General features: G+C 69.1%; 14 protein-coding genes and 1 tRNA gene. 7 read left to right on the forward strand and 8 right to left on the reverse strand.

All coding sequences use genetic code 11. The features are described from left to right. Window positions 1-12: 12 nt before the first annotated feature. The 3 genes from ACQEV1_RS06190 to ACQEV1_RS06200 all read left to right on the forward strand — a co-directional run bounded on the left by ACQEV1_RS06190 (window position 13) and on the right by ACQEV1_RS06200 (window position 4,959). Window positions 13-3,282 carry a tetratricopeptide repeat protein gene (locus tag ACQEV1_RS06190; protein WP_433392208.1) on the forward strand — a complete coding sequence of 1,090 codons (3,270 nt, stop codon included), beginning with the start codon at window positions 13-15 and terminating at the stop codon, window positions 3,280-3,282. 394 nt (window positions 3,283-3,676) lie between these two features. Beyond that, window positions 3,677-4,153, forward strand: coding sequence for a low molecular weight protein-tyrosine-phosphatase (locus tag ACQEV1_RS06195; protein ID WP_285631592.1), 477 nt, complete (start codon window positions 3,677-3,679; stop codon window positions 4,151-4,153). Then, window positions 4,150-4,959 (forward strand): fructosamine kinase family protein, encoded by an 810-nt coding sequence (locus tag ACQEV1_RS06200; RefSeq protein WP_433392212.1) that lies wholly within the window; start codon window positions 4,150-4,152, stop codon window positions 4,957-4,959. Before ACQEV1_RS06195 ends, ACQEV1_RS06200 begins: the two co-directional genes overlap by 4 nt. A gap of 12 nt (window positions 4,960-4,971) precedes the next feature. Here ACQEV1_RS06200 and ACQEV1_RS06205 read toward each other — a convergent pair whose 3' ends face one another. After that, a complete protein-coding gene (locus tag ACQEV1_RS06205; RefSeq protein ID WP_433392214.1) occupies window positions 4,972-5,532 on the reverse strand; it encodes a YbhB/YbcL family Raf kinase inhibitor-like protein in 561 nt (186 codons plus the stop codon). Window positions 5,533-5,583: 51 nt separating this feature from the next. Here ACQEV1_RS06205 and ACQEV1_RS06210 point away from each other — a divergent pair, with 51 nt between their 5' ends. After that, the gene (locus ACQEV1_RS06210; protein WP_285631600.1) at window positions 5,584-6,057 is read left to right on the forward strand and encodes a MarR family winged helix-turn-helix transcriptional regulator; all 474 of its coding nucleotides are present in this window, start codon (window positions 5,584-5,586) and stop codon (window positions 6,055-6,057) included. 18 nt (window positions 6,058-6,075) lie between these two features. Here ACQEV1_RS06210 and ACQEV1_RS06215 read toward each other — a convergent pair whose 3' ends face one another. From ACQEV1_RS06215 to ACQEV1_RS06225, 3 genes are all read right to left on the reverse strand, one after another. Further along, complete coding sequence (locus ACQEV1_RS06215; RefSeq protein ID WP_285631603.1) at window positions 6,076-6,810, reverse strand: SDR family oxidoreductase; 735 nt, start codon at window positions 6,808-6,810, stop codon at window positions 6,076-6,078. Beyond that, a complete protein-coding gene (locus tag ACQEV1_RS06220; RefSeq protein ID WP_285578223.1) occupies window positions 6,807-7,178 on the reverse strand; it encodes a DoxX family protein in 372 nt (123 codons plus the stop codon). The genes ACQEV1_RS06215 and ACQEV1_RS06220 overlap by 4 nt, the downstream gene beginning before the upstream one ends. Before the next feature lie 68 nt (window positions 7,179-7,246). After that, window positions 7,247-9,997 (reverse strand): lectin, encoded by a 2,751-nt coding sequence (locus tag ACQEV1_RS06225; protein WP_433392218.1) that lies wholly within the window; start codon window positions 9,995-9,997, stop codon window positions 7,247-7,249. A gap of 172 nt (window positions 9,998-10,169) precedes the next feature. Here ACQEV1_RS06225 and ACQEV1_RS06230 point away from each other — a divergent pair, with 172 nt between their 5' ends. From ACQEV1_RS06230 to ACQEV1_RS06240, 3 genes are all read left to right on the forward strand, one after another. Further along, window positions 10,170-11,018 (forward strand): PSP1 domain-containing protein, encoded by an 849-nt coding sequence (locus tag ACQEV1_RS06230; protein WP_285578225.1) that lies wholly within the window; start codon window positions 10,170-10,172, stop codon window positions 11,016-11,018. A 68-nt stretch (window positions 11,019-11,086) separates the two neighbouring features. Beyond that, window positions 11,087-12,592, forward strand: a complete 1,506-nt coding sequence (locus ACQEV1_RS06235) for an alpha/beta hydrolase (protein WP_433392221.1) — start codon at window positions 11,087-11,089, stop codon at window positions 12,590-12,592. 66 nt (window positions 12,593-12,658) lie between these two features. After that, window positions 12,659-12,731 (forward strand) — tRNA-Thr (locus tag ACQEV1_RS06240). Between the two features lie 68 nt (window positions 12,732-12,799). Here ACQEV1_RS06240 and ACQEV1_RS06245 read toward each other — a convergent pair. From ACQEV1_RS06245 to ACQEV1_RS06260, 4 genes are all read right to left on the reverse strand, one after another. Beyond that, window positions 12,800-13,903, reverse strand: a complete 1,104-nt coding sequence (locus tag ACQEV1_RS06245; RefSeq protein ID WP_433392223.1) for a tyrosine-type recombinase/integrase — start codon at window positions 13,901-13,903, stop codon at window positions 12,800-12,802. Between the two features lie 131 nt (window positions 13,904-14,034). Beyond that, a complete protein-coding gene (locus ACQEV1_RS06250; protein WP_433392226.1) occupies window positions 14,035-14,214 on the reverse strand; it encodes a helix-turn-helix domain-containing protein in 180 nt (59 codons plus the stop codon). Next, the gene (locus tag ACQEV1_RS06255) at window positions 14,211-15,563 is read right to left on the reverse strand and encodes a replication initiator (RefSeq protein ID WP_433405847.1); all 1,353 of its coding nucleotides are present in this window, start codon (window positions 15,561-15,563) and stop codon (window positions 14,211-14,213) included. Before ACQEV1_RS06255 ends, ACQEV1_RS06250 begins: the two co-directional genes overlap by 4 nt. 234 nt (window positions 15,564-15,797) lie before the next feature. Continuing rightward, window positions 15,798-16,130 carry a hypothetical protein gene (locus tag ACQEV1_RS06260; protein WP_433392229.1) on the reverse strand — a complete coding sequence of 111 codons (333 nt, stop codon included), beginning with the start codon at window positions 16,128-16,130 and terminating at the stop codon, window positions 15,798-15,800. Window position 16,131 lies beyond the last annotated feature (1 nt).

Raw genomic sequence — 16,131 nt, forward strand, 5'->3', positions numbered from 1 at the left:
GCGGAAAACCGGGTGGAAATCTGGCCGGAGACCGGGCATGTCACGGCCGAGTCGCGCCGAGAAAGATCCATTTGCCCAGGTCGAACAGTTATTCGACGGTTTCGCATTGAGAAAGGAGGAAATAGTAAATATCACGTGGGGAGCATCGTACGGAGGGGTCCGGTGGAATTCCGGGTACTCGGACCAATCGAATTCTGGCTGACCGGAAATCGAATGGATCTCGGGACCGCCAAAGAGCGGCTGCTCCTCGCCGTTCTCCTGCTCGCCGAGGGACGCCCGGTCTCCGTGGACACCCTGATCGACCGCGTGTGGGGTGAGAATCCGCCGGCCGAGGTACGGCAGAGCCTGCAGACCGATCTGTCACGGTTGCGGAGACGGTTCAAGAAGTACGGCGTCGCCGACACCGTCCGGCTGGTCGCGGCGCCCGGCGCGTACGCGCTGGAGGTCCCTCGTGAGGGTGTCGATCTCTGCCGGTCTCGTGCGCTCCGCGCGCAGGCCATTTCCCGCAGGCGAGACGGCAACACCAGAGAGGCGATCGAGCTGCTGCGCGAGGGCGTGAGCCTGTGGCGAGCAGAGCCGCTGACCGGTATTTCCGGTGAATGGGTCGATCAGGTGAGAGTGAGGCTCGACGACGACTACCGGGTGATGGCCCGGGAACTGGTCGAGATCGAACTCGCCACCGGAAACCACGCGGAGATCGTCGGTTTCCTGGTCGACCTGATCGCTCGATATCCGCTGGACGAATTCTTCGTCGGACAGTTGATGATCGCCTATTACCGGTGCGGCCGGCAGGCCGACGCGATCGGGCTCTACCGCACCACGAGGCGCCTGCTTCGAGAGGACACCGGCACGGCGCCCTCTCCCCGGCTCCAGACCCTTTTCGACAACATCCGGCGGCACGACCCGTCCGTCGCCGGGCCCCAACGGGCCTCGGCGGAGTCGATACCCGGGCTCGACCGGCTGCCGCCCCCGGTACCGGAGTTCACCGGGCGGGCGGCGGAACTCGCCGCGCTGGTCGATCTCGGCAGGGCGGGCGGCGTCGTGGTGATCGAGGGCATGCCCAGCGTCGGCAAGACCGCCCTCGCCGTCAAGGCCGCCCACGCGCTCGCCGAACACTTCCCCGACGGATGCTTCTTCCTGCCCCTGCGTGGCCATGACGCGCAACACCTGCCGGAGGGCACGGCGGCCGCGCTGTCCAAGCTCCTCCAACTGGCCGGCATCGCGCCGAACGGCATCCCGCAGGGCACGGCCGACCGCACCCGGATGTGGCGTGAGGTCATGGAAGGCCGCAGGGTCCTGCTCATCCTCGATGACGCCGCCGGTGAGAACCAGGTCCGCCCGCTCCTTCCCGGAACCTCCGACTGCCATGTGATCATCACCAGCCGCCGTCACCTGGCGGGAATCGAAGGCGGCCACCATCGTCTCGACATCCTGCCGACGGACGACGCCGTCGCCCTGTTCACCCGCATCGCGGAACCGGTGGTCGCCGTGGCCGACTCGGTCGCCGACGCCGTACGGCTCTGCGGCGGGCTGCCGCTCGCGGTCCGGCTGGCCGCGACCCGGCTGCGCGACCGGCAGGTCCCTTCGATCGAAACCCTCGTCGAGCAACTGCGCCATCCCCACGAGGACATCGCCGACCTGCAGGCTCCCGCTCTTGCTGCGACGTTCGCGCTCTCGTATCGCGACCTGCCGGTGACCCAGCGCCGCGTCTTCCGGCGGCTGGGGTTGAGCCCGGTACCAGAGCTGACCACTCCCGCCGTCGCGGTCCTCGCCGGAATCCCGGCCGCCGACGCCGAACGGAGCCTCACCGACTTCGTCGACCACTATCTGATCGAAAAGATCTCACCGGGCCGGTTCCGGTTTCACGACCTGGTCCGGAGATACGCCATGGCCCTTCCGCCGCGGGAGGACCCGGACTTCGACGCGCGCCGTGCGGTGGGGCGGACGCTCGACTACTACCTGCTGAAGGCCGACCTGGCCGACCGTGCGCTGTTTCCGCACCACACCCGCGACGAGGTCGCCGCGGCCGACGGGTCGGTGTCGGTGGAGCCGTTCGAGGACGAGGACGCGGCGGCGAGGTGGCTCTCCGCCGAGTCGAAGAACGTCGCCGCCCTGGTTCAGTACGCGGCCGACCACGCGTGGAACGGTCATGCCATCGACTACGCCAGGACGGTGGCACGTTACTTCGACTCCGTCTCCCAGTGGGAGGAGGCGGAGACGATCCACCGGCGCGCCCTGAACGTCGCGCTCGAACTGGAGCGTCCGAGGGCGGTCGCCCAACTGCGCTTCAACCTCGCCGTGGTGCAGTGGCGGCTGGGACGGATGGACGAGGCGCTCGCCAACGCGACCGAAGCCGAGCAGATCGCGCACCGTGTACGCGACCCGGCGCTCAAGGCCGCCGCCCTCGATCAGATCGGGCTGCTGGCGTGGTCTTCGTCGAGATACCGGGAGGCGCTCGCGTACTGCGGCGAGTCTCTCGACCTCTACCGCGAGATCGGTGACACTCGCGCAAAGGGGGAGTGCCTCAACCACCTGGGCATGATGCTCGCCCAGATCGGGCGGCACCAGGAGGCGCTGCGCAGTTTCCACGACGCCCTCGACGGTTTCCACGCCATCGGCGACATCCGCGGCGAGGCCACGACACTGAGCAATCTCGCCCATACCCATCTGCTGCTCGGCTACCACCGCGACGCGTACGAGTTGTACCAGAAGTCCCGCGACATCTACCGGACGCTGACCGGGCGGCGAAACAAGGCAATTCTCAATAACAATCTCGGCGACGTGGCGCGTTATCGCGGCCGGCACGACACCGCGCTGAAGTATTATGGCGAGGCCCTCGCCGAGTTCTCCGCCATGGGCGACCGGATCAACGAGTCGAACGTGCTGAACAATATGGGCTTGGCGCTCACCGGTATGGAACAGTACAACGAGGCGCTGATTCGTCACCGTTCCGCGATGGCCGTGGCCAAGACGATTAACAATACGAGTGAGAAGATACGCGGGATGCTCGGCATCGCGGACGTCCGCGTCGGCATGGGGCAATATCCGGCCGCCGCCGAGAACTACCGGGCCGCCCGCAGGGACGCCAGACAGATCAGCGACCCCTACCTCGAGGCCCAGGCGCTGAGCGGGATCGGCCACGTCACCAACCTGACCAAGGGACACGACGCCGCACGCATCTACTGGCGCCAGGCATACGACCTGTTCTTACAGTTGAACATCGTCCCGGAGATCGAAGCGGTCAAAGTGCGCCTCGACCTCATCGACTTAGCCGACTCCTGAGCCGATCCTGCCAACACCTCATCGCCGCATGCGGTGAGGCGCTTTTCCGTTCACGGAATGCGCTGAATTGAGAGAGATCCGGCTCTAACGTTTCTACTGTTTTGGCCCCTCGGTGGACAGTGATCGTCTAAGCTGATCATGCAAGCCGAAGCCTCAATATTAAGGAATATCATCGTGTTCAATCACGCCAAAATATTCAAATTCGCGCTCATCGCTGCGGGCGTCCTCGGCGCCTTGCAGTGGATGCCCAACGGGTCCCCCCACATCAGCGTGTGACTTCAACATAACCACTACCGAGTAGGGACGCCGACCGTTTCGTCGGCGTCCCTACGTCTGCGCACAGGCGTTACAGGTCCGAGCCCACCCTGGCCGGACAGTGCCTAAGCTGGCACCCATGTCGTACCGCGTCACCTTCGTCTGCACGGGCAACATCTGCCGGTCCCCGATGGCCGAGCACATCTTCCGCCACCACGCCGAGCAGGAAGGGGTCGACGTCGAGGTGGACAGCTCCGGCACCGGGCACTGGCACGTCGGCGACTCCGCGGATGAGCGGACGGTGGCCGTCCTGCGCCGGGCCGGTTACCGCTCCTCCCACCGGGCACGCCAGTTCGAGGTGGCCTGGTTCGACCGCTATGACCTGATCCTCGCCCTCGACGAGGGGCACCGTACGGACCTGCTCCGCCTGGCGCCCGACGAGGAGGCGCGGCGCAAGATCCGGTTGCTGCGCGAGTTCGACCCGGACGCGAGGGAGCTCGACGTGGCCGACCCGTACTACAGCCGCGACTCCGCCTTCGAAGAGGTCCGTGAGCAGATCGAGGCCGCCGTCCCGGGCCTGCTCGACCACGTACGCCGGGCCGCCAAGGAACGATGAACCTCACCGACGTCACCGAGCTCGGCACCAGCCACGAATGGCGCCTGCGGCGGGGCACCCTCCCGGACGGCCGCCGCGTGTTCGTCAAGCAGGCCCGGCAGGCGATCGACGGGCTGTTCGCGGCCGAGGCGAACGGCCTGCGCTGGCTCGCCGCGAGCGGCGACGACGCTCCGGTGCCCGAGGTGATCAGCGCCGACGACACCACGCTCGTCCTGCCGTGGATCGAGACCGGCCGGCCCACGCCGGAGGCGGCCGAGCGGTTCGGCCGTGAGCTCGCCGCCGTCCACGGCGCGGGCGCGGACTCCTACGGCGCGCCCTGGCTCGGGTACATCGCCGAACTGCCGCTCGACAACACCGCCGGAACCGACTGGCCGGAGTGGTACGCCGAGCGCCGCGTCCTTCCGTACGTGCGCCTGGCGGTGGACCGGGGCGCCCTGACCGCCCGCGACGCCGCCGAGTTCGAACGCGCCGCCGCCCGCGCGGCCGACGCCGCGGGCCCGCCCGAGCCGCCGGCGCGCATCCACGGCGACCTGTGGTCCGGCAACGTCCTGTGGAGTGACGGCCGCGCCTGGCTGGTCGACCCCGCGGCGCACGGCGGCCACCGCGAGACCGACCTGGCCATGCTCGTCCTGTTCGGCGCGCCCCACCTGGAGACGATCATCGCCGCGTACGACGAGGCGTCACCGCTGGCCGGCGGCTGGCGCGACCGCGTGCCGCTGCACCAGCTCCACCCGCTGCTCGTCCACGTCGTCCTGTTCGGCGGCTCCTACCGCGACCAGGCCCTGAGCGCGGCCCGCCGCGTGTAGCACCGCGGCGCCTCAGCCGCGCAGGGTGCCTTCGAGGTGCCCTGATGCCAGGACGTGGCCTGCCAGTCGCGGCAGGAGGTCGTCGAGGCCGGTCCCGGCGGGTTCCGTGTCGAGCGCGTACAGGTGGAAGGTGTAGTGGTGCACGCCGTGGCCGGGCAGGGGCCGCGGACCCTGGTAGCCGGTGCGACCTCGGTGGACCGGCAGGTACGTGAAGCGCGGGTTGTCCGCGGTGAGGTCGCCTTCGCCGATGTGAGCCGGTTCGGGGCCGAAGAAGGCGACCATGTGCCGTGCGGGCCTGGCGATGGGGACGTCGGTGTCCTCCAGGACCAGGAGCATGCGGGTGGTGCCGGCGGGCGGATCGCTCCAGGCCAGGGCGGGAGAGATGTTCGGCCCCAGGTCCATGGTGGCGTGGCGCAGCGGGATGGTGCCCCCGGGGGCGAAGGAGGGGGAGGTGAGCTCCAGCGAGGTGGAGGTCGCCAGCTCCGGGGCGTTGCGGATGCTGTGGGCGCTGCCGGCGCGCTTGCGGCGCAGCAGGAGGCCAAGGGGCGTGAGGAGCAGTGCGAGTAGTTTCATGGGACGACATTTCTTAATACGAAACATTTTATTTCGTTATACTAAGGAACCGTGAGCGCGAAGGCAACAGCCGGCACGTCCGGAGGCTCCGGCGAGGACGACCTCGCCGAGGTGCGGGTTCTCGGTGGCGAGCTGCGCACCGCCGTGGCGCGGATCTACAGCCGCTTCCGGTCCGAACGCGGCGAAGGCGAGATGGGTGAGGCGGCCGTCATCGTGCTCACCACGCTCCACAAACACGGGCCGCAGAGCCTCACCGACCTGAGCCGGCGCGCGCACGTCTCTCCCAGCTCGATGAGCCAGACCGTGAACCGGCTCGTCGCCGGCGGCCACGCCGTACGGGAGAAGGACCCCGCCGACGGTCGCCGGGTCCTGTTCCATCTGACGCCGGACGGTGCGGAGCACGCGCGAGCGGCCCTGGCCGTACGCCGGAACTGGCTCGACGGCCGCCTGGCCGAGCTCTCCGCCGCGGAGCGGCAGGCGCTGCTGGAGGCAGCGCGGATCATGCGCCGTCTCGCCGACACCTAGGCCGCCTCGCCCGGAGGTCTAACCCCGGCCGATGAACGGCATCTTCGTCGCGGCCAGGGTCATGAACTGGACGTTGGCCTCCAGCGGCAGGCTCGCCATGTACAGCACGGCCCGCGCGACCTGCTCGGCGTCGAACGTCGGCTCCGGCGCCAGCCGCCCGTCCGCCTGCCGGGCCCCCTCGGCGATGCCCGCGGTCATCTCGGTCGCCGCGTTGCCGATGTCGATCTGCCCGCAGGCGATGTCGTACGCCCGCCCGTCCAGCGACAGCGACTTGGTCAGGCCGGTGATGGCGTGTTTCGTGGCGGTGTAGGCGACGCTCCCGGGGCGTGGGGAGTGCGCGGAGATCGAACCGTTGTTGATGATCCGTCCACCGCGGGGCCGCTGCTCCTTCATCAGCCGCACCGCCTCCCGCGCGCACAGGAACGCGCCGGTCAGGTTCGTCTCGACCGTACGCCGCCAGTCCTCGACGGAGATCTCGTCGGCCGCGCCCGCGGGCCCGAACGTCCCCGCGTTGTTGAACAGCAGGTCCACCCGCCCCCACACGCGGCGTACCTCGGCGAACAGACCCGCCACCGCCTCGGCCGACCCCACGTCGGCGGGGACGGTCAGGGCCGCATCGGAACCGCCGGCCGTCTCGTGGAGCGGCTCGGCCCGCCGCCCGACCAGTGCCACCCGGTACCCGGCGTCGAGCAGGGCCCGCGCGACCTGCCGCCCGATGCCGGATCCGGCCCCGGTGACGACCGCGACGCTCATGCTCGACCGGAGTCGCGGGCCACGGACAGGCCCCACAGCACCAGCGGCACCTGCAGGGGCAGCCGCCCGTACGCGACCGCGCGGTACGGCAGCGCGCGGTGCCGCCAGTCGTAGGCCATCTTCACGTTCGCCGGAAAGACGCCCGCGAACAGGCCCGCGGCCGCCAGCGCGCCCGCCCGGCGCGTGCGCGGAGCGGCGACCGCGGCCGCGCAGGCCAGTTCGGCCAGGCCGCTCACGTACGTCCAGGCGCGCGGAGGGCCCGGCAGGCGGGACGGGATGATCGCGTCGTACGGACGCGGCCGGAGGAAGTGGGTCACGCCGGCGCCGGCGAGCAGCGCCGCGAGCCCGAGCGCGGAGCGGGATGTCATGGTCGCTCACGTTATCCCGGTGGGCCGTCCAGGACGCCGCTGCGGTCCTGGACGGCCCCGGCGGGGGATCAGTTGGGCAGCGTCCACTGCTGGGCGGCGGTCCCGTTGCAGGTGTAGATCTGCAGCTGGGTGCCGTCCGTGGTGCTGCTGTTCGGATCGTCCAGGCACTTGCCGGACTCGGGGTTGGTCAGCGACCTGGCCGTCGCGTTGTAGGTCCACTGCTGCGCGCCGGTGTTGTTGCACTGGTACAGCTGGACCTTCGTGCCGTCCGCCGTGCCGCTGGTGGTCACGTCGAGACACTTGCCGAACGCGGTCAGCGTCCCGTCACCGGGCACCGTCCACTGCTGGGCGTTGGTCCCGTTGCACGTGTAGATCTGCACCGGCGTGCTGTTGGCGGCCGAGCTGTTCTTCACGTCGACGCACTTGCCGGCGATCCCGGAGATGATCGGCCCGGTGTGCGTGGTGGACCCGCCCGACCCGGCGTACGACGGCGGCGCCGACGAGGCGGCGGTCGCCCACGAGGTGTTCGCGGTGGTGCCGAGCGTGAAGTTCAGCGTGCCGCCGCTGGTCACCGCCGACGGAGGCAGGTAGGCGTTGTTCCAGTTCCCGCCGTTCCACGTGGCGCTCTGCACGTACGGGGCGTCGGTCGCGGCCTGCGGGGCGTTGATGGTCAGCTTGTTCCCGGTGCTGAGCGTGATCACGACCTGGGTGAACAGCGGGCTGCCCAGCGCCAGGTCGGCCGTGCCGGGCGTCTCGGGGAAGATCCCCATCGCCGACCAGACGTACCAGGCGCTCATCGTGCCCAGGTCGTCGTTGCCGACGCCCCAGCCGGTCGGGGAGTCCGGCCACAGCTGGTTCTGCACGTTGCGGATGACCGACTGGGTCTTCCACGGCTGGCCGACGTAGTCGTACTCCCACGGCAGCTCGACGCTCGGCTCGTTGCCAAGGTCGGCGTGGTCGCCGCCGCTGCCGTTGTACGCGCCGAGGACGTGGTCGAGGTAGGAGACCATGCCGGCGTTGCCGCCCTTGGCGTCGGCCAGGCCGCGCACGTTGAACGGCACCATGCCGGTGTACTGCCACGACGTGCCCTCGACCATGTTGTCGCCGCTCGTCGGGGAGAAGCCGCCGGTCCACGCGCCACTGGCGATCTTCGGCTGCATGAAGCCGCTGGAGGTGTTGAGCAGGTTCTTCCAGTCCTGCGCCCGGTTGACGAACTTCTGCTGGTTCGCGGTGTCGCCGAGCGCGCCCGCGAAGGCGCCCAGGGCGAAGTCGGCCGTGTTGTACTCCAGGGTCGTCGAGACCGACCCGTAGAAGTTGCAGCAGTCGTAGGAGCCGTCGCTCGGCAGGTAGCCGAGGCTGTCGAGGTAGTTCAGGCCGGGCCGGTCGTTGTTCGCGACCGTCGCCTCGTGGATCATCGCGCTCTTGGCCGCCGCGGTGTCGAAGCTCCGGCCGCCGAAGGCGTAGATGTCGGCGATGATCGCGTCGGCCGGGTCACCGACCATGACGTAGGACTCGCCGTTGGCCTGCGCCCACTTGGGGAGCCGTGTGCTCTGGGCGTAGTCGTTGACCGCCGACTGGGCCACGTCACCGGCCTGCGACGGCGCGATCATGCCGATGAGCTGTGCCTGACTGCGGTAGATGTCCCAGCCCGAGTAGTTCGCATACTGGGCGTGGCCCGAGGCGACCGTGTGCACGGCGTTGTCGAAGCCCATGTACTGCCCGTTGGTGTCGCTGAACACGTTCGGGTGCAGCAGCGCGTGGTACAGCGAGGTGTAGAAGACGTGCTGCTGCGCGGTGGTGCCGCCGGAGGTCTGGATCTTCCCGAGCGCGTCGTTCCAGGCGCCCCGGGCGGCGGTGCGCTTGCCGTCGAAGTCGAAGTTCGGCACCTCGGCGTCCCGGTTGGCCTTGGCGTTCGCGTCCGAGGTGAAGGAGACGCCGATCCGGGCGTTCACCACGTGGTTCGTCGTGGTGTTGAAGGTCAGGTACGCCCCGTTCGGGTCGGCGAGCGGCGCGGGCTGCGCCTGTTCGGCGCCGTGCAGGGTGGGCCTGCCGGGCTGCTCGGCGGCGTTCTTGGCGGCCCGCCTGGGCGTGGTGGTCGTGGTCGACTTCGCCGAGGTCGTACGGGCGCCGGCCTTGACCGTGGAGGCCAGCCACGTACCGGTGCTGAACGGCTGGTCGAACACGACCGAGAAGTGCAGCGTGTAGGTGTTGCCGGCGCCGCAGAAGTGGCCGCTCGTCACCGAGCCGGCGACCTCCGTGTCGCTGACCGCGGTCCAGGAGTTCGCGTAGTCGCCGTTCTGGCTGCCGGTGAGCTTGAACAGCAGGTTCGCCTGGGTGGTGGCGGGGAAGGTGAACCGCCCGATCCCGCCGCGGGTGGTGGTGGTCAGCTCGGTCTTGACCCCGTTGCCGAGGGTCACGCCGTAGTAGCCGGGCGAGGCGGACTCGTTCGCGTGCGAGTAGGACGAACTGGCCGAGCCCGGGTTACTGATCGCGCCGGTGGTCGGCATGATCGGGACGTCGCCGTACGCCCCGCAGCCCGGACCGGACATGTGGGTGAGGCTGAACCCGGTGATCGTGGAGCTGCTGTACGTGTAGCCGCCGCCCTGTGCGCGGGAGGAGGTGTCGGGGCTCCACTGGAGCATGCCGAACGGCACGTCGGCGCCGGGGAAGTCGTTCGCGGCGTTGGCCGTGCCGATGAGGGGGTTGACGAGGGAGGCGGGGTCGGAGACGGCGGCGGAAGCCGCCTGGGCGGGGAGGATTAACGCGGCGAGCAGCGTGCCGGCGGACACGAGCGGGCCGAGGAGACGGGGGAGGGCCATGCGTGAGCGCCCTTTCGCGGAGGGGGACCAGGGCTCATGACAACGTTGTCAGACCACTCGTACGCCGCTGTGGAAGGCCAGTCAAGACATCTGTCACCACTCGGCCATTGGACCGTTTCGTACCGTTTCGGGGGCGCGTAGGCTGGCGGGAGGCGACGGGACGGAGCGAAGCATGGGCATGATGATGGCCGTCAGCTTCACGCGCTACGGGCGTCTGTACTACCTCGACCCTGGCCCGTACAGTCCGAAGGTCGGCGACAAGGTGCTCGTGCCGACCGACTCCGGCCCCGAGGTGGCCGAGTGCATCTGGGCCCCGCAGTACGTCTCCGAGGACGTCGAGGGCCTGCCGGTCTGCGAGGGCATCGCCGACGACGAGCACCTGGCCCGCGACGAGGCGAACCGCCGCCGGCGCGCCGAGTCGCGCTCGATCGCCAAGAAGCTGATCCGCAAGCACGAGCTGCCGATGAAGGTCATCGGCGTCGACTACCTCGACCAGGACAACGTCTATCGGGTCTACTTCTCCGCGCCGCACCGCGTCGACTTCCGCGCCCTCGTACGCGACCTGGCGCGGTCGATGAAGGCCCGGGTCGAGCTCCGCCAGGTCGGCCCGCGCGACGAGGCACGGCTGCAGGGCGGCATCGGCCCCTGCGGGCGTGACCTGTGCTGCGCGACGTTCCTCAAGGACTTCGAGCCGGTGTCGGTCCGCATGGCCAAGGAACAGGACCTGCCGGTGAACCCGCTGCGCATCGCGGGCGCCTGCGGACGCCTCATGTGCTGCCTGAAGTACGAGCACCCGCTGTACGTCGAGGCCCACGAGCGCATGCCCAGGCTCGGCGAGCGCGTGGGCACCCCCGCCGGCAACGGTCAGGTCGTCGGCCGCAACGTCCCCTCCGACACCGTCAACGTACGCCTCGACGGCGGCCGCAAGTGCGCCTGCCCGGTGGCGTCGGTCTGTTCGCCTCGCCGCCAGCACGACGATCACTACGGCGACAATCAGGATGACTCGCCGAACGCTGGGTAACGATGTTGTGGCAGTCCGCAAGCGTAGGCTGCCAGGGAGAACACTTCGGCGACAAGAACGGTGACGGCGTGAATAAGTTCCGTACGGTGACCGGCCTGGCCGTGGCGGCCTTCGTCGCGGCGGCCTGCACCGGCTTTCCGAATTCCAAAGCGGCACCCTCGCCGTCGCCGAAGGGCATCGCACGCTACTACGCCCAGCACGTCTCCTGGCACGACTGCGGCGGCGGCTTCCAGTGCGGAACGCTCCACATGCCGCTCGACTACGCCCACCCGGACGCCCAGCGCATCACGATGTCGGTCATCCGCCTGCCCGCCGAGGGCCAGCGCAAGGGCTCACTCCTGATCAACCCGGGCGGCCCCGGCGGCTCCGGCGTCGAGTTCGTCCGCGAGGGCGCCCGCCAGTTCGGCGCCGACCTGCGCAAGAACTTCGACCTCGTCGGCTTCGACCCGCGCGGCGTCAACCAGACCAGGCCGGCGGTCCGCTGCCTCACGAGCAAAGAACTCGACCGCTTCTTCGCCACCGACACCTCCCCGGACACCCCCGCCGAGGTCAACGACCTGGTCAAGGTCAGCAAGGGCTGGGCCGACGACTGCAAGACCCGCATCCCGTCCCTGCTCCCGTACGTCGGCACGATCAACGCCGCCAAGGACATGGACGTCCTCCGCGCCGCCCTCGGCGACCAGGGGATGACCTACTACGGCGCCTCGTACGGCACGTACCTCGGCGCGTACTACGCCGACCTGTTCCCCAAGCACGTACGCGCGATGGTCCTCGACGGCGCGATCGACCCGAAGCTGTCCGGCGACGCGGTCAACATCGAACAGGCCAAGGGCTTCGACACGGCCGTCCACGCGTTCGCCGCCGACTGCGTGAAGGCCAACGACTGCCCGCTGGGCAACGGCTCGGTCCACCAGGCGCTCACCCGCCTCCAGCGGTTCTTCGCCCAGACGGACAAGAGGCCACTCAAAAACGGCCTGGGCGACGGCCGCGTGGTGGACGAGTCCCTGGTAGAGCTGGGCGTCGCCTCCGCGCTGTACAACAAGCAGACCTGGCCCATCCTGCGCCTGGCCCTGAAGAGCGGCATGGAACAGGGCGACGGCACGACACTGCTGCGCCTGGGCGACCTGCTGGTCGAACGCAACAAGGACGGCTCATACTCGAACCAGAGCGAAGCCAACATGGCCGTGAACTGCGTGGACAAGCCGTACTCGCGTTCGCTGGGGGCGTGGAAGGACCAGGCCGCCAAGGCGAAGAAGGCCGCCCCGCTGTTCGGCCAGTTCGTGGTGTGGGGCACGCTGCCGTGCGGCTACTGGCCGGTCCAGAGCCACGAACAGCCCCGCCCGCTACACGCCCAGGGTTCGAAGCCGATCGTGGTCGTCGGCACCACCCGCGACCCGGCCACCCCGTACAGGTGGGCCCAGGCCCTGGCGTCCCAGCTGAACTCGGGCGTGCTGCTGAGCCTGGACGGCGACGGCCACACCGCCTACCTCCAGGGCAACCCGTGCATCAGCAGCGCCGTGGACCGCTACCTGATCTCCACGGCCACCCCGAAGAAGAACACGATGTGCCACTAGCCACGGGTGCACGAGGAGTGCCTGAGACCCGGTAGACTCAACGGGCGTCGCACTGCGGTGCGGCAAGCCGCCTTAGCTCAGTCGGCAGAGCGATTCACTCGTAATGAATAGGTCATCGGTTCGATTCCGATAGGCGGCTCCCACGTCAAAGGCCCCTTCCGATCATGGAAGGGGCCTTTTTGCTAACGCCTTTGCTAACAGGCGCTCCTACGCGGCCTTGATGGCCTTGGCGAAGACGTCTGCGGCGGCCGTCTCGGCGGATCGGATCACGTGGGCGTAGACCCTAAGCGTGATGGCCGGGTCGCCGTGGCCGAGCCTCGCGGCTACGACGTGGACGGGGACGCCCGCCAGGAGCAGCGTCGTGGCGTGCATGTGGCGCAGGTCGTGCAGCCGCGCGTAGGGGAGTGGTTCGGCCGGCGGCTTTCCTTCCTTCGGGTGGTTGTGGGCCTTGATGAGCTTGCGGGGGAGTGCCGTCACCGTGTCCGGGTAGATCGGATCGCCCCAGGCCGTGGCGAAGACGTGGCCGTTCTTCTCGCCGCGCCATGAGTCGCCGGCGGCGAGCTTGTCGGCTGCCTGTGCTCGGTGGTGTTCTTTCAGGACTTTGACGGTCTCGTCGTCGATGCTGACGACGCGCTTCCTTCCGCTCTTGGTCGTCCCTTCGAGTCGCTCACCTTCGACCACACCGGCCGAGCCGGTAATGGTGATCTGCTTGCCGTCCAGGTCGACGTCGGACCAGCGGAGGTTGAGCAGTTCCCCGCGTCGGGCTCCCGTGTAGGCGGCGACGTGGAAGAAGGCGAACAGGCGGTGACTGCGTGCGGTGGCGAGGAAGCTCCGGAGCTGGGCAGGGGTCCAGACTGTGCCCGGCTCTGCCAGGTGGACGCGCGGACGCTTGGCCCGCTCGACGGGCGAGCTGTCGATGAGCTGGTCGACCACCACGGCGTCACGGAAGGCGCGGCGAAGGATCGCGTGAGTGTGGACCACGGTGGCCACGGCGAGCGGCTTGCCGTTACGCCCGCCGCCTTTCAGCAGATCCCGATAGAGCTTCGTGATGGTGGTCGGCCGGACGGCTTGGACCTGGAGGCCGCCGATGTACGGGTTGACGTACAGGCGGATGCCCTTGCGGTAGTCCTCCAGCGTCCCCCGCTTGATCTCCATGGCGTGGCTCTCCAGCCACTGGTCGAGGTAGTCGGCGACGGTGATCTCATTGCGGTCGATGTACGTGCCGCGACGGGCCTTGACTCGTGCCTCGTCGCGGGCGGCCTTGGCTTCGTCCTCGGTGGCGAACCCACCGACCCACCGCGGCTTGCTCACGCCGGTCTCGGGGTCCTTGACGCGGATGACGTAGGACTAGGTGTTGCCGCGCTTCATGACGCCGTCGCGGAGCTTGGGCTTGCCTTTCTTGGCGCGCTTGCGGTTGTTCGGCTCGTTCGGGGTCGTGGTCATCAGGCGGCCTCTTCCATGAGTTGGTCGATATAGGAGGTGAGTGCGCGGTGTGGGACGCGGCGGGAGCCGTCGATGCGGAGTGAGGCGATGGCGCCGGCCTTGATGAGCTCGTAGAGCTTGCTGCGGGAGATGCCGAGCGCGGCGGCGGCTTCGGGAACGGTGAGCAGGAGCTTTGTCATGCGGCGAGCCCTTCTGGCGGTGTGGTCACGGGGAGTCGGGTTGCGGTGATGGCTGCGGCGAGGAGTGCTTCACCGGTGGTCAGTCCCTGGCCGACGTAGGCCCAGTGGGAGGTGACCAGGACGGTGTCGTCTTCGAAGGGCAGGCGTCCGGTGGTGACGGGGTGTTCAGCGCGTTGGTACTCGGCGCGAGCCGCGCGGAGGGCGGCGAGCGTGGTGGAGTACGCGCGGCTCTTGGTCGAGAAGTGGCCGCGGAACCCGAGCATGTGAGCCCATGCCGCCAGCCGCAGGCCCTCCAGCTCAGGCAGCGCGTCAAGCTTCAGGCACTCGGCGATGAGGCGCCGAGCGTGCGGGCGGATGTCGAGTTGGTCGAGGTCGTCGGTTGGTCTGACACGGCGGTCGAGGGTGCCGACGCACTCGGCGGCTTTGGTGGCGTACTTTGCGACGTAGCCGGCCACGGCTTGCTCCGTGAGGTCGCCGTTTGCAGTGATGGGCCGGATATCGAGTTCACGACCCCAGGCGAGCGTGACCGGTGGCAACTCGGCCGCCTCGGGCGTAGCCACGGTGACGTGACGCGCCGCCTCGGTGATGGCATCGGCGAGTCCATCGAGGGTCGCCCAGCCAGGCGGGAGCGTTGCGGGTCCGTCCGGCCCGTCGAGGCGGACGATGGCGTGGAAGTGGACGACGCCGCGTCGCTGGTATTCGGCGACTTTGGCGAAGGAGACCTTCAGCACCTGGCCGAGTTCCTTGACGCTCAGGCCGCAGTTGCGGGCCAGGACGCGGCGGAGCCGGATGGTGAACCGCCGCCACAGCTCGGGCGCGAGAGCGTTGAACAGCACCGAGCCGGTGTGGTCGTAGCAGTCCGGGCAGATCGGCTCACCCAGCCGCGGATCATCGGCACTGTGCCGCTCGTTGCAGGCCACCGGTCGACCGTGCGGGCACGTGCCGCTCTTCCGCCGAGGGCGGCAGCGCAGAACCTGGCCGTTTTTCATGCACAGGCTGTGGACAGCCCCGAAGGATGGCGCGGTCAGGGTGAGGAAGACGGCCGGGTGTTCGGCGACCTCGGCGGGGACGCCTTTGCCTCCGACCAGGCCCGCGCGAATGAGCTGGTAGGTGTCGGCCCGGTAGGTCTCGGCACAGGACGGGCAGCGCGACGCGCGGCGGGTTTTGCAGGCGACGCGCAGGACGCCGCCGGGTTCGTTCGCGGTGGTGTAGCGGTGGAGTAGGGCACCGTTGAGCGGGTCGCGGTATTCGACCTTGCCGCGCAGGTGGACGGGTTGTGCGCATCCTCCGGTGCGGCGGATCTGGGCGGCCCAGCGGTCATAGTGCGGGTCGTTGTAGCGGGCGACCATTCCGTTGATGGCGTGTCGGTCGATGTGGTTGGGCAAGATGGGCGGGTCCTCTCGCAGTGGTGATGCGTATGGGATGGCCCCCGACGTGGCGGACGGCTTGGCGGTTGTACGACCACGCCGGGGGCGCTTCAGCGGGTCAGCAGAACCCGAGGCCGTGGCAGTGGCCGCAGGTGTCGCCATAGCTGTCGAGACCGGTGCCGCCGCAGGTGCAGCACTGGTAGTGCTCGGGCTCCATCAGGCCGCCTCGTCGTCGGGGATGACGGAGTTGGCGTAGGACATGCCGGCGTTGAAGGCCGCCCGGACAGCACTGGGGACGGCGACGCAGCGGTATTCGACCGGGCCAAAGGCTCGGGTGGCGGTGTAGTGCCCGCCGGTGTCGGTCCGGTCGACCGTCGAGACGCCAAGCAGCGCGGCGAGCCGGTCGACTTCGGCGCGCTGCTCGCTGTCGGTGCCGCGGATGTGGATGAGGACTTCCGTATGGAACGCCGGCACCGGGAGGGCGGGGTTGGTGTCGAGGTAGTCGGCGAGGGCGTGAAGGCCGTTGATGAACTCGGTGCGGTGGGTCATG

The sequence above is a fragment of the Actinoallomurus sp. CA-142502 genome, assembly GCF_050936355.1.
GTDB classification, from domain to species: domain Bacteria; phylum Actinomycetota; class Actinomycetes; order Streptosporangiales; family Streptosporangiaceae; genus Actinoallomurus; species Actinoallomurus iriomotensis.

Coding starts and splice junctions, on each gene's coding strand:
- ACQEV1_RS06250 (WP_433392226.1), bottom strand. CDS start 14,214: ATGACAAAGCTCCTGCTCACCGTTCCCGAAGCCGCCGCCGCGCTCGGC.
- ACQEV1_RS06205 (WP_433392214.1), bottom strand. CDS start 5,532: ATGAAACTACTCGCACTGCTCCTCACGCCCCTTGGCCTCCTGCTGCGC.
- ACQEV1_RS06230 (WP_285578225.1), top strand. CDS start 10,170: ATGGGCATGATGATGGCCGTCAGCTTCACGCGCTACGGGCGTCTGTAC.
- ACQEV1_RS06220 (WP_285578223.1), bottom strand. CDS start 7,178: ATGACATCCCGCTCCGCGCTCGGGCTCGCGGCGCTGCTCGCCGGCGCC.
- ACQEV1_RS06260 (WP_433392229.1), bottom strand. CDS start 16,130: ATGACCCACCGCACCGAGTTCATCAACGGCCTTCACGCCCTCGCCGAC.
- ACQEV1_RS06215 (WP_285631603.1), bottom strand. CDS start 6,810: ATGAGCGTCGCGGTCGTCACCGGGGCCGGATCCGGCATCGGGCGGCAG.
- ACQEV1_RS06255 (WP_433405847.1), bottom strand. CDS start 15,563: ATGGTCGCCCGCTACAACGACCCGCACTATGACCGCTGGGCCGCCCAG.
- ACQEV1_RS06195 (WP_285631592.1), top strand. CDS start 3,677: ATGTCGTACCGCGTCACCTTCGTCTGCACGGGCAACATCTGCCGGTCC.
- ACQEV1_RS06225 (WP_433392218.1), bottom strand. CDS start 9,997: ATGGCCCTCCCCCGTCTCCTCGGCCCGCTCGTGTCCGCCGGCACGCTG.
- ACQEV1_RS06200 (WP_433392212.1), top strand. CDS start 4,150: ATGAACCTCACCGACGTCACCGAGCTCGGCACCAGCCACGAATGGCGC.